Origin of the sequence: Tenacibaculum agarivorans (genome assembly GCF_001936575.1) — a bacterium.
GTDB lineage: Bacteria > Bacteroidota > Bacteroidia > Flavobacteriales > Flavobacteriaceae > Polaribacter > Polaribacter agarivorans.
The window spans coordinates 169,052-183,275 of sequence record NZ_MSMP01000004.1 but is presented as its reverse complement, the minus strand read 5'-3'; the positions used below and the strand labels follow the sequence as shown (position 1 = coordinate 183,275).

Sequence of the window (14,224 nt, the reverse complement as noted above, 5' to 3'; positions counted from 1 at the left end):
TTTGTGAGATTCAATATAAATCAAGGGTTTGAGTTCCTTCACCCGTACTGAAAGACAAAACCGAGATTTTTAATCTCGGTTTTTTTGTTACCTACAAATCAAGTAATTTTTTAAAATAATATCTTCTTTAAAAGCCTTTATTCATTATTTGTTGTGTTATTATGATGCATTTTAAAATTTGATATTTTGTGATTTCGTCTTTTAATTTTTAGCTTAGCAAACAAAAATCAAACCCTCTGAATTTGAAAACGATAATTAAAAGAGCGTTTTTAGTATTACTATCTTTAATAATATTAGGATGCGAAAACTCTAATGGCGATAAAGAGTTTATAATAGGTTTTTCACAATTTTCTTCAAATAAAAACTGGAAAAAAGCGGTAGTTCAATCTATGCAAATAGAAGCTGGTTTCCACGGAGATACTAAACTGCTAGTAGTTGATTCCGAATCAGATGTTGATAAACAAATTGCAGATATAGAAAATTTTATTGCTCAAAATGTAGATGCTATTATTGTTTCTCCAATAGCTCCAAAGCCACTAAGGGCTATTATAAACAAGGCGCTTAATAAAAAAATACCAGTCATAGTTTTAGATAGAGAAATTGATAAGTATTCTACGTTTATTGGTGTCGATAATTATGAAGTAGGAGTGAACGCAGGAAAGTTTTTTCAATCATTGAAAAAAGAGTTAAACATAGCAGAAATTAAAGGTTGGGCAGGAACCACACCAACTAAACAAAAGAGCAAAGGATTTAATACTTACGTTAATAAATACGATAATTTAAATGTAGTTGCTGCTATACAAGATAGTTATGATGGTTCTGGGATTAAAGAAAAATTAAAGAAACTATTAGTTGAAAACAAGAATATTGACTACATTTTTGCACATTCAGATGAGTTAGCTTATGAAGCTTATACAACATTAAAAGATGTTGGACTTGTAAATAGTATAAAACTTGTTGGTGTTGGTGGATTGAATGCAGAGAATGGAGGAATTGATCTAGTCCAGAAAGATATTTTAGAAGCAACAATTTTAAATTCAACAGGAGGAAAAGAAGCATTTAAAACTGCCATTGAATTAATCAATGGTAAAACTGTTGAAAAACAATATAAATTACCTTCAGTAGTTGTAGATGCTACAAATGTTGAATTATTAAATCGTCAATTATCACTAATTCATACTCAAGAGTTAGATATAGAGAAGCAGCAATTTAGAATAGATGAGCAAATTCAATTGTATAAATCTCAATCACAATTTTTAATCGCAACATTAATTTTCTTAGGTATTATAATTAGCCTTTTAATTATAACTTTTTTAGCAAAGAGAAAGCTAACTAAACAAAAGCGTTTATTAGTAAAGTTGATTGATCAAATTGATAGCCAGAAAAAAGAAATTGAACAAATTGCTGAAGATTTAAGAATTACTAATGAAACTACCAATAATTTCTTTACAGGTGTATCACACGATTTTAAAACCCCTATTTCTTTAATCTTATCATCAACAGAATCGCTCATCATTTCTGATGAATTTGAAAAGCCTAAAGAGTTTAATCTAATTTATAATAATTCGAAAAGGTTATTAAGAATGATTAATCAATTATTAGATTTTAGACGAGTTGAAAGTAGAAATTTCAAGTTAAAAGCTTCAAAAACAAATTTAGAATCCTTCGTTTCTGTTATTTTTTCAGATTTTACTTCAGAAGCACAGAAAAAGGAAATTGATTTCAATTTTCATTCTGAATTGAAAGAAAAAGAGGTATTTATAGACAGAGATTTGTTTGATAATGTGTTATTCAATTTGATATCCAATGCTTTTAAATTCACTCCGTTAAAAGGTGAAGTAAAGGTTTCTTTACAAGAGGATTCAAAGAATATGTTTATTACGGTAAAAGACTCTGGAATAGGAATACCTGATAATGAAAAAGAGAAGATTTTTAATCAATTTTACCAAGGTTCTAATAATAAACAATCAAGTTCAGGGATTGGTTTATATTTAACAAAAGAGTATATCAAGCTTCATGGAGGAAGTATTAAAGTCGATTCAAGAAAAAATGAAGGGGCCGAATTTATTATTCGTTTACCCAAAGGTAAATCACATTTAAAACCTGAAGAAATTGTAATTACAGGAGAAATAGAAAAAGTAGATGTAATTAAAGAAACTTCATTTATTGATGTAAAAACAACGAATAAAGAAAAGAAAGAAAAAGAAACCTTGTTGATCATTGAAGATAATATAGACCTAAGAGATTTTCTTAAAACGAAGTTATCAGAATTATATATTGTACGTGAATCAGATGGAATAGAAGTAGAGAAAACGATATTAGAGGTAATACCAGATATAATTATTAGCGATGTTAATTTACCTCAAAAAAGTGGTTTTGAAATTTGTGATTTTGTTAAAAAAGACGAGAGAACTTCTCATATACCTGTATTAATACTTACTGCATTAGGATCTGATGAAGCACATATTAAAGGTTTGAAATCTGGAGTAGATATGTTTTTAACCAAACCGTTTAATTTATCGGTGTTGTTTCAATCTTTAGAAACATTACTTTACAATAGAAAAAAGTTACAAAAACACTTTAAAGAATCTCTTGATCTGAGTAAAGTTACTGTAGTAAAAACAAAAAGTAAAGAGAAGAAAAATAAAGAAACGGCATTTATTAATAAAATAGATGAATTGATTACTAAAAACTTAGATGATTCTACATTTACTGTGGAAATTTTAGCAGAAGAGTTAGGGATTTCTCGAGTTCAATTATATCGTAAAATTAAAGCAGTATTGGGTATTACGATTAGTGATTATATACAAAATATTAAATTAGAAAGAGGGAAAGAGATGTTATTGAATGAACCTAATTTAAGTATTGCAGATATCGCTTATTCTGTTGGATTTTCATCTCCAAACTATTTTTCTACAGCTTTTAAGAATAAGTATAACAAAACACCAAATCAATTTAAAAAGGCATAATTTTATTTATGTTTTTTGAATAAATAATTACGAATAGGTAACAAAACTATAATTTGGTTAAGCTTTTGATTTTGAAATCAGGTATTTGTGTTTTTCTTTTATTGGTAACAAATTTGAAGTTTTATCCTTCCTTATGCATATAAATTTGTTAGTGTAATCTTTACATAGCTTTCATAACAAGGAAAGAGTAGTAAAAAAATTGGGGGATTTATTTACATTATTGTTAAAAAGATTACAGAAGCGCAAACAAGAGTTGCGCTTTTTTTATTTTGTAAGCATACAGAAAAAATCAAGTGTATTTTCAGAAAAGGAATTTAAGGAATAATCATCTATAGTAATTTCTGTAATTTGTTGCTTTAAAAGCTTCTTTCTATTCAAACGGTTTAAAATTTCATAAGGAATTTTTAGTATGAATGCAGGTAATTTTTTGTGTAGGTTAAACAGATCTAATCGTAATAGTTTTTTTACTGATCTTTCATTATTGCTATAATATTGAGCTGTTTTATAATTTCCTTCAATACCTTGTATTGTAAATTGAGAAAAATAACGTTGAACCAAATTTTCCAGTTCTAAAAAATTATATTCTCTATAATGCCATGGGTTTCTGGCAATTGTTTTATTAGCATTAGGTGTTGTAATATATACCTTTCCACCTGGTTTCAATACTCTATATATTTCATCAAGAAATAGATTGTCATTTTTAATATGTTCAATTACCTGAAAAGCTATAATAGTATCAAAATAATTATCAGGAATGTTTTTTAAAGGAGGAACCTTTTGCCGAATTACAGAAGCGTCTGGGTATTTTTTTCTTAAAAGTTCAACAGGATAATTAGATTTATCGATTAGGGTTAAATTAGAAATGTAATTATAATATATATCAACACCATAACCTTCGCCGCAACCAATCTCTAATGTGTTCCCAAAAGCTAAATTTTTAACTATTTCATAAGCTTTTTTGGTTCGTAAATATAAAGGTCTGTCTGAAATTATTTTTGAAGAGGTTACTTCAGTGGAAAAAAAATACATAAAAAAAGAATTAATATGGCCAGTTTAATTTGTGCCATTTTTGGAAAGAAATTTCAATAGATGTAAACTCTTCTTTGAGTTGATGAGCTTTATCAGGCTGAAATCTTGAATACTGATCAATCATTTGCAAATACATACTTTTTAATCTATTTGCATACCTAACATTTATAATTGGGTTAGGTGGGTTAAAAGAGATAAGCCATAAAAGTTCTTCTCTTAAATTTTGCATTGCTGTTAAACATGTAATCTTTCCTTTTTCTAAATCATTAGCTCTGAAATATAATTTCCCCATGGCAAATGCAAATTGTTTAAAAGGTACTGTTTGATTAGGGAAAGTTTTAATACTCTTATCCAATATTTGTAATGCTTCTAATTTTTTATCTTCTTCAAGTAAAGCTTGAGCTTGGAAATAATAGTTTCGTCTTAAAATTTGTTGGGCGTAAGCACGATTTTCATAGTCGATAAAAACTTTAGAGTCTTCAAAACCTTTAAAATGCGGAAGTTCAATAGAAGTATCAACAATTTTTGGATTCAAACCTGGTTTTGATCTTTTAATAGGAGCTAATAATTCTACCATTCCTCTTTGTATGGTTTGAGATTGCAATCCTAAATAATGATTTTGATTCCCATTTATAGCAAAAGCTATAGGTCGATTATTTATATTTTCTTTAATAATATTAAGTAGGACAATATCATTAACTGCATAAAAGTTTTTATGAAAATTCCATTGAATTGTGTCAACTAACTTTAGATTTAACTTATCTGTATTGTACGGTTTAGGTATGGTTAAGGTATCAATAGAAACCGAAAAAATATTAGCAGGAATATAGTGTGTTGCTTTACCATTCCATTCTTTTTTTGTTGAAGGTTCAGATAAAAAATTAAAAAGGATATCTAAATCTACAGGTTTATCCGTTTCTTGCTGTAAAGGTAACAGTTGTTGTGGACCTTTATGGTAAAGTTCTTTAAGAATAGAAATCGTAAGTTTTTTTGAAGTATTTACAGTAGTTTTTAATTTTTCTATGTACCAATTTAAGGTTAACTGATCAAAGTTAATCACTCTTACATCACTACGATAATTTTCTACTTCTTGTAAATACCAAAGTGGAAAAGTCATGTTATCTCCATTAGTAATCAAGATCGTATTTGGAGGACAAGAATCTAAATAACCTTTAGCAAAATCTCTGGCAAAAGTGTCGTTACTTCTATTGTGATCATCCCAACCTTTAATGAACAATTGAAAAGGGACTGAGAAGAAAATAATCAGCGATGAAATAACTACTATTATTTTAGTTTTACTAACAATAGAAAGCCACGTATACAATTGAATAGTGCTTAACCCAATCCAAATGCATAAAGGAATAAAAGAACCTACAAAAATATAATCTCTTTCTCGGATTAAAATACTAGTGGGAGTAGGGTTTACATATAATGTTATTCCTAAGCCAAAAGTGAAAAAAAACAATAATGAAGTGAAAAAGTTAACAGGACTTTTTCTTAAAAAAAATAAGCCTGTAAGAGCAAAGAGAAGAGGTAAAAAGTAATAGGTGTCTTTACTTAAATCATTCTTGTAATAATCAGGAATTATACTATTTTCACCAACTCTTGGAGCATCAATAAATGCAAAACCACTAATCCAATTTCCATTAAGAATGGTTCCAGTTCCTTTGTTATCATTCTGTTTGCCTATGAAATTCCAAAACAAATACCTTAGGTATAACCAATTTACTTGATAGTTGTAAAAAAAACTTAAGTTTTCTGTAAAAGTAGGTTTGTTAATTTGTTGAAGAGTTCCGTTTATAGGATATTCTATTGGAGTTCCTTTAATTGTTGTCCATGTATTATATCCAGAAATATCAGCCTCCTTTCTACTATACATTCGAGGAAAAAAAGTTATGAATTCACGAGGATAATTTTCTTTAATATAAATACCATCATCTACAGTGATATATTTTTTCTCCTTAGTGCTATAATATAGTTTAGGTGTTTGATTCGAGAAAGGCCTATTTTTATCTAAAGGAGCATTAAAAGAATATCCCTTAACTAAGGGAGTATTACTTATGCCAAATTGTTCTGCAGTTATGTATTTTAATAGTTCTAAACTGTTGATAGGATTATTAGATAATGGAGTTTTAGCATTAGCTCTAATCATACTTGTTCCATAAGGGCTTATTCCTATGTAAAAGAATAAGAGAAATCCACTAAATAGTAAAAGTTTAGGTTTTCTTTTTTGTATAGTAATCCATAAAAGAAAAGCCAATAAACTTAATAGAAAGCTATAGAGTATAATGAGGCCTATATTAATTTTTAGTCTAAGTTCATTAACTAAAAAGATATCTAATTTAAGTGCAACTCTTAAAAAACCTTGAATAACAAATCCGTAAATAAATAAGAAAATAAATACTCCGCTTCCTAATCCAACTAAGATATTTTTAAAAGTTAAAGAATGCCTTTTTTTGACAAGAAGAATAGATAAAGGAATAACTATGGAAAGATTGATTAAATGAACACAAGTAGATAAACCTAATAGAAGACCAATTAAAAGGAATAATTGGAGTTCTCTTCTTTTATTTTCAGTTTTTAACCACAATAAACCGATATACCAAGTAAGTACTAATAATAAAAAAGATAATGTGTATACTTCAGTCTCTGTAGATGAAATCCAAAAACTATGTATAAAAGCTAGTGTAAACCCACTAATAATTCCACTGATAATTGGTAATAAAACAGGTGTGTGAATTTTAGTTTCTGAAACAAGAGATTTTGTAATTATTATCGTGATAAAGTAAATTATCATAACTGTCACTGCGCCGAAAAAACTGGAAAGAATATTACTTAAAAATGCAATGCTAATATGTGGAAATACTCCCATGATTACATTACAAATAAGCATATATAATGGAGACCCTGGAGGATGAGTAACTTGTAATTTGTAGTTGCTAGAAATAAACTCAGCACTATCCCAAAAAGAAATGGTATGAGAAGAACAAACAGCATAAATTATGAATACGGTTGTACATAATAGCCAACCTATAATTTGTTCTTTTTTTTTCATGTTAGATTCTAAAATTCGAGGCGAAAGATATAAGTTTTTTTTATCTGAATGATTCATTATTTTTTAAATCTAATTTTTTTTCAAAAAAAATACAGGGTATTTAAAAGGATATCTGTTGTACTTATGGATGAATTTTTAGCTCATAACTTAGAGACAAAGGTAGGCTTTTAACTGTTTATTATTTAGTTGTTTATGTTTTGTCCGTTTTTTGTCCGGTCTATATTAATAAGTAGCTCATTAATAATTATTTCTTTTGACACAGAATTTAAAATCTCAATTTTTCATGAAAAATCTACTACCCTCAATAGTATTTTTTCTATTAGTAGTTTACACTACAAAATTACAAGCACAAATCCTTAACGAAACACAAGGAACAGGATCAGGAATTAGCATTACAACAGGTGATTATAACACAATGTTTGGAGATAGTACTGGTTCAGTTGCAACATTAACATCTAGATTAACTCTTTTTGGTTTTGGAGCTGGTAAAAATGCGGTTCACAGCTCTAGTTTTGGTGATCCATCATTAAATGGATCTGCTGGAATGGTAGCTATAGGGTATTTAGCTGGATATTCAAACACTACTGGTTTTGATAATATTTTTATTGGGGAAGAAGCTGGTCGACTGAGTTTAACAGGAGGAGATAATGTATTTATTGGTACAGAATCTGGAGAAAATAATACTACTGGGTATGACAATACTTTTGTAGGAGAAGAGTCAGGAACAAAAAATACGACTGGATATGAAAATACCTTTATAGGAGAAGATGCAGGTATGAGTAATACTACTGGGTATAAAAATGTATTCGTAGGAAATGAAGCAGGAATATCAGCAGATGTAGGATATAGAAATACTGCTGTAGGTAGTGAAGCTATGAGCGATGTTGATGATGGACACCATAATACTTCTATTGGAGATTCTTCTGCTATTGATATTGGGGATGGAATATACAATACAATGGTTGGTGCTGCATCAGGAGTAGCTACTGAATGGGCAGATTTTAACACCTTTGTCGGAGCAATGTCAGGTTGGGATAACAATAGAACCAATAATACGACTAATGCTAACCGTAATACATATATGGGGTTTTTGTCTGGAGCGTCTAATAGAGAAGGTGAAGATAATGCTGGTTTTGGAGCGTTTTCAGGGTATGGAAGAGCCGATGGAATAACCTCGAATACAAACTTTACTGGTTTTAGAGGAGATACGAATCGTAGTAGAACTACATTTTTTGGATCTCAAGCTATTGCAGCTCAAAATGATGTAATAACCATGGGATATCGTTCGTTTAATTCTGGACAATATGGAATTGGTATTGGTAATGATGGGAATATGTCAGATGCTACAGGAGCAATTGGCATGGGATATCAATTTGTAACTACTAGTAATGGTGATTATTCGGTAGGGATTGGATATCAATCTAATATTTCACAATCAGATGCAGTAGGTATTGGACGAGCTGTTGATATTGATAATACTCAAGCCGTAGCAATAGGGGCAAATACCGTAGCTCAAAATAATGGAGCTATTGTTATTGGTTATGGTGCGCGTTCTAATGATATTATTGATAGCTCTCCTTCAGGTCCGACTCCAAGTGCTGTTGAAGCAACTAATAATATTGCTATCGGATATAATGCTGTAGTTAATGCTAGTAACTCCATTGCGATTGGTAATGGAGCAACAACTTCTTCAGCAAATACAATGATATTAGGAGGTGCTACAAATCCAGTTCGAGTTGGTATTGGTACAAATACACCTAATGAATTTGCTTCTTTAGATCTAACCGGAACAAACAAAGGTTTAATTGTAAACCGTTTAACAACTGCCCAAAGAACTGCAATGCAACCTAGATTTCCTGCGGTACCAACTTCTCCTGGAATTAGAGAAACTGAAGCCGGTTTGATTGTATACGATACGGATGAAAATTTATTATACTCTTGGAATGGAACTGCATGGGTTACTTTATTAGCTGATAACTTAGGTAATCATACAGCAACTACTACATTAAATATGGGAGATAACGTATTACAATTTAATAATGGAGAAGCCAATGGAGTAGAATTTAATAACAGTGAACGTTACAAAATTTCTTATGGAGGAAGTGCTAACTATGATTATGGTCCTGTTACTGGTGTTAGTATTAAAAATTCAATGAGTACTTCAACAAATAATGGTTGGACATGGGGACCTTATAATGCTCCACCAGTGGCAGCTATTAGTACGGAAGGAAAAATGCAAATTGCAAATAGTTTAAATATTGCAGGTAATTATGAGTTTCCAACTACAGATGGTACTGCAAATCAGGTATTAGTTACGGATGGATCTGGTAGTTTAACTTGGTCTACAAGAAATTTAGCTTATGAACCAGATACTGGAGAATTGTCTATAGGAAAAGGAAATTCAGTTCAGCTTAATGATATTATTGGAGGAGGAATAGCTGGAGATTCACTAAGAATTGACTTGACCAATAGTGGTGCGAGATATATAGATATTGGAGCTATTTTTAAACAAACTAGATATAATAATAGTAACAAGCAATTAATATTTGGACATAATCAAACTGTAGATTTATCAGACTTAGCACAAGATTTAACATTAACAGACAATACATTAAGCTTAACTAACGATGCTACTTCAATTGATTTAGCTAAGTATTTGGATAATACAGATAGTCAAGGATTATCATTAGCGACAAATACCTTAAGTATTTCTGGGAATTCTTCTACGGTTGATCTTTCATCGTATCTAGATAATACCGATGCACAAGATTTAGTTTTATCAGGAAATACTTTGAGTTTAACTAACGATGCCACTTCAGTTGATTTATCAGGTTATTTGGATAACACGGATAGTCAAGAATTATCATTAGCGACGAATACCTTAAGTATTTCAGGGAATTCAAAAACAGTTGATCTTTCATCGTATTTAGATAATACCGATGCTCAAGATCTAGTTTTATCAGGAAACACTTTGAGTTTAACTAACGATGCTACTACTATTGATTTGGCTAAATATTTAGATAACACAGATGATCAAAAGATAGATGGATTTACACTTAACACTAACACCTTAAGTTTATCACTGGAAGGAGACGGAGAAGCAGCTAAAACAGTTGATTTATCAGGTTATTTGGATAATACAGATAGTCAAGAATTATCATTGGTGATGAACACGTTAAGCATTTCAGGGAATTCAAAGACTATTGATCTATCATCATATTTAGATAATACAGATGCTCAAGATTTAGTTTTATCAGGAAACACTTTGAGTTTAACTAACGATGCTACCTCAGTTGATTTATCAGGTTATTTAGATAACACGGATAGTCAAGAATTATCATTAGCGACGAACACGTTAAGTATTTCAGGAAATTCAAAAACAGTTGATCTTTCATCGTACTTAGATAATACAGATGCACAAGATTTAGTTTTATCAGGAAATACGTTAAGTTTAACTAACGATGCTACTACTATTGATTTGGCTAGATATTTAGATAACACAGATGATCAAAAGATAGATGGATTTACACTTAACACCAATACCTTAAGTTTATCATTGGAAGGAGACGGTGAAGCAGCTAAAACAGTTGATTTATCAGGTTATTTGGATAATACGGATAGTCAAGAATTATCATTGGTGATGAACACGTTAAGTATTTCTGGAAACTCAAAGACTATTGATCTTTCATCGTATCTAGATAATACAGATGCACAAGATTTAGTTTTATCAGGAAACACTTTGAGTTTAACTAACGATGCTACTTCAGTTGATTTATCAGGTTATTTGGATAATACGGATAGTCAAGAATTATCATTAGCGACGAACACGTTAAGTATTTCAGGAAATTCACAAACAGTTGATCTTTCATCATATTTAGATAATACCGATGCACAAGATTTAGTTTTATCGGGTAATACATTAAGTTTAACTAACGATGCTACTTCAGTAGATTTATCAAGTTATTTGGATAACACGGATAGTCAAGAATTATCATTAGCGATGAACACGTTAAGCATTTCAGGGAATTCAAAGACTATTGATCTTACATCGTACTTAGATAATACCGATGCACAAGATTTAGTTTTATCGGGTAATACATTAAGTTTAACTAACGATGCTACTTCAGTAGATTTATCAAGTTATTTGGATAACACGGATAGTCAAGAATTATCGTTAGCTGCAAATACCTTAAGTATTTCAGGAAATTCACAAACAGTTGATCTTTCATCGTATCTAGATAATACCGATGCCCAAGATTTAGTTTTATCAGGAAATACTTTGAGTTTAACTAACGATGCTACTTCAGTAGATTTATCAAGTTATTTGGATAACACGGATAATCAAGAATTATCGTTAGCTGCAAATACCTTAAGTATTTCAGGAAATTCACAAACAGTTGATCTTTCATCGTACTTAGATAATACCGATGCGCAAGATTTAGTTTTATCAGGCAATACATTAAGTTTAACTAACGATGCTACTTCAGTTGATTTATCAAGTTATTTGGATAACACGGATAATCAAGAATTATCGTTATCTGCAAATACCTTAAGTATTTCTGGGAATTCAAAGACAGTTGATCTTTCATCGTATTTAGATAATACCGATGCGCAAGATTTAGTTTTATCAGGCAATACGTTAAGTTTAACTAACGATGCTACTTCAGTAGATTTATCAAGTTATTTAGATAACACGGATGCACAAACTATAGCCTTAACGGGTACAAATTTGAGTATTGCAAACGGAAATAGTATAGATTTATCAAGCTTACAAGATGGAACAGGTACAGATAATCAAACATTAAACTTGTCAGGAACAACATTGAGTATTGCAAATGGTAATAGTGTAGATTTATCTAGTTTACAAAGTGGAACAAATACAGATAATCAAACATTAGGGTTATCTAATAATAATTTGGCAATAACTAATGGGAATTCAGTGGATCTTTCATCTTATGTAAATACAGATAAACAAAATCTTAAAGCGGCTACTTTATCGGGATCGAAGTTAACCATAGAAATAGAAAATGGTACTTCAGTATCTGTAAACTTAGCACCATTAATTTCTAATTTACAATCAAATTTAAGTTCTGCTCAAACTGAGTTAACCAATTTACAGTCACAAATGACAAATGTGTTGTCACGTATTCAGGCACTTGAAAGCTGCGCATGTGATGCAACGTTATCAACAGGAGGGACCCCAGTTTCAAAAGAGGATAGGCCTAAGTTATATCAAAACATTCCTAATCCTTTTAGTAGTACTTCATCAATAAAATATTATCTACCATATGAGGTTAGTAAAGCAACTATGGTATTTAATGATGGTACAGGTAAAATTATCTCTGAAATAGCATTAGAAGATCGTGGAGAAGGTGAGTTAAATATTAACAGTGACGGTTTGCCAGCTGGTGTATATCATTATACACTTTATGTAGGAACAATAAAAATAGATAGCAAACGTATGGTGATTAAATAAAAAGAACACTAAAAACGATATAGAAAGCTTCGCATTTTGCGAAGCTTTTTTTTGTTTAGTTTTATTTAAAAAAAATGTTAGATTTAAATTATTCTTGAATGAAACTTTCGCTAAATCTTTCAAAATGGCATGTATAACCATTAGGATTTTTAACTAAATAATCTTGATGATAGTCTTCAGCAATCCAAAATGTAGACCAAGGTTCTAAATTGGTAACTACTTTTTCAGACCATTTCCCAGAAGCATCTACAATTTTAATCATTTCTTCAGCGATTGTTTTTTCCTCATTATTTTGATAAAATATAGCTGAACGATAACTTGATCCTCTATCATTTCCCTGACGATCTACTGTTGTAGGATCATGCATTCTAAAAAAATAGTCTAATAATTCCCTGAAAGAGGTGACTTCGGCATCATAAGTAATTTCGATACCTTCAGCATGTCCCGGGTGATTCCTGTAGGTTGGATTGTCATTTTCTCCTCCTTGATAACCAACTTCAGTATCAATGATCCCTTGTCTTTTTCTAAAAAGATCTTCCATTCCCCAAAAACAACCCCCTGCTATATATGCTTTTCTATAACTGTTCATAATTTTTAAATTTAAAGTAGTCGTACGTTTTGCAAAAAATGAATTACTTTTTCAGCAGGCATTTCACAAGGTTTTAATAATTCATTAGTTGTAGTGATGTAAAAGTTAAGGCTTATAAAGTTGGTTCCGCCTAATTCTTCTGCATAAATCTTAAAAGATTTATTTTTATTAAATGTGCTTTTCGTAATTCCGTATGTTTTATCTAGATAAATCCCTTCCGAGTATCCGTTTGGAAATCTTATTATGTTGTTTAAGATTGACATGTTAAAAACCTTATCTTATAATATCCTTCCAGTAACTGTTTCTATTTTTTACAGTTTTGATATAAGAACAAACAGCTACAGCCTTATGACCTTCTTCTGTAAGCCTTTCGAAAGTCTTCAACACTAATTCTTTTCCAATTCCTTTTCCTCTTAATTGATAAGGCACTTCAGAATGTGTTAATAGCATTTGTCCTTCTTGAAAAACATATTCTACCTTAGCTTCTTGTCCGTTTATATCTAAAGTATATTTATTTTCGTCTTTATTATGTTTCAGTTCTAACATACTAGGTATTAATTTATGTATCCATTTAAATAGGTCTTTTTCACTTGGGTTTCGTAGTTTTTTCTTTCCAATAGTAATTGTCGGAAAATTCAACTTTCTGTTTTCGTAGAGATTACGAAGTTCTTCTGCATGTATTTTATTTATTTCAACATCTAAAAAAGTATAAGGCAGTTCTATTTTATCAAAAATTTGTTTATAGTATTGAGTTTTGTGGCAATGACTCGCTCCATATAATTTTACAGTTGGGATATTTCTCAAATTGTCTTTAAATATGTAATTTATTTTAGAAAGTTTCTAATTCCATAACTCGTAAAAACATCTTTTCTTCATATGTTGATAGTTTAGTCTAATAACATATGAATTGCTTACGAAGTTATATAAAATAAAGAAAAGCATAGCTAAGATGTTTAGGTAAATAAGTGAAGTCAATAGAAGGTATATATTGTTAGTTTAATCATAACATAACTTTATAATTATTCTATTTAAAACGAATTGTAAAACCTAGAATTTGCATTTTAAATTTAAAATACCGTATTTAGCGAAAATTGTTTAAGAAAAAG

The 14,224-nt window shown here is 30.1% G+C and carries 7 protein-coding genes; 2 read left to right on the top strand and 5 right to left on the bottom strand.

Features of this window, described 5'->3' with window-relative positions:
* Positions 1–242 precede the first annotated feature (242 nt).
* The gene (locus BVC87_RS04620; protein WP_083629268.1) at positions 243–2,969 is read left to right on the top strand and encodes a substrate-binding domain-containing protein; all 2,727 of its coding nucleotides are present in this window, start codon (positions 243–245) and stop codon (positions 2,967–2,969) included.
* 264 nt (positions 2,970–3,233) lie between these two features.
* On the opposite strand, the gene BVC87_RS04615 is transcribed toward BVC87_RS04620, so the two are convergent.
* Positions 3,234–3,998: a class I SAM-dependent methyltransferase gene (locus BVC87_RS04615; RefSeq protein WP_075341179.1), complete on the bottom strand. Its 765-nt coding sequence runs from the start codon at positions 3,996–3,998 to the stop codon at positions 3,234–3,236.
* 10 nt (positions 3,999–4,008) lie between these two features.
* The gene (locus BVC87_RS04610) at positions 4,009–7,053 is read right to left on the bottom strand and encodes a glycosyltransferase family 117 protein (protein WP_159439316.1); all 3,045 of its coding nucleotides are present in this window, start codon (positions 7,051–7,053) and stop codon (positions 4,009–4,011) included.
* Positions 7,054–7,336: 283 nt separating this feature from the next.
* On the opposite strand from BVC87_RS04610, the gene BVC87_RS04605 reads away from it, so the two are divergent.
* Positions 7,337–12,529, top strand: a complete 5,193-nt coding sequence (locus BVC87_RS04605; protein WP_075341177.1) for a beta strand repeat-containing protein — start codon at positions 7,337–7,339, stop codon at positions 12,527–12,529.
* Positions 12,530–12,617: 88 nt separating this feature from the next.
* On the opposite strand, the gene msrA is transcribed toward BVC87_RS04605, so the two are convergent.
* From msrA to BVC87_RS23765, 3 genes are read right to left on the bottom strand one after another with little or no spacing between them, the layout of a single operon-like run.
* Positions 12,618–13,118, bottom strand: coding sequence for a peptide-methionine (S)-S-oxide reductase MsrA (gene msrA, locus BVC87_RS04600; protein ID WP_075341176.1), 501 nt, complete (start codon positions 13,116–13,118; stop codon positions 12,618–12,620).
* 11 nt (positions 13,119–13,129) lie between these two features.
* Positions 13,130–13,381 carry a peptide methionine sulfoxide reductase gene (locus tag BVC87_RS04595; protein WP_075341175.1) on the bottom strand — a complete coding sequence of 84 codons (252 nt, stop codon included), beginning with the start codon at positions 13,379–13,381 and terminating at the stop codon, positions 13,130–13,132.
* Positions 13,382–13,391: 10 nt separating this feature from the next.
* Complete coding sequence (locus tag BVC87_RS23765) at positions 13,392–13,922, bottom strand: N-acetyltransferase (protein ID WP_234974636.1); 531 nt, start codon at positions 13,920–13,922, stop codon at positions 13,392–13,394.
* Positions 13,923–14,224: the final 302 nt, after the last annotated feature.

Excerpts from the sequence above, each read along its gene's own strand:
- msrA (WP_075341176.1), bottom strand. The coding sequence starts at position 13,118 with ATGAACAGTTATAGAAAAGCATATATAGCAGGGGGTTGTTTTTGGGGA.
- BVC87_RS04615 (WP_075341179.1), bottom strand. The coding sequence starts at position 3,998 with ATGTATTTTTTTTCCACTGAAGTAACCTCTTCAAAAATAATTTCAGAC.
- BVC87_RS04605 (WP_075341177.1), top strand. The coding sequence starts at position 7,337 with ATGAAAAATCTACTACCCTCAATAGTATTTTTTCTATTAGTAGTTTAC.
- BVC87_RS04610 (WP_159439316.1), bottom strand. The coding sequence starts at position 7,053 with ATGAAAAAAAAAGAACAAATTATAGGTTGGCTATTATGTACAACCGTA.
- BVC87_RS04595 (WP_075341175.1), bottom strand. The coding sequence starts at position 13,381 with ATGTCAATCTTAAACAACATAATAAGATTTCCAAACGGATACTCGGAA.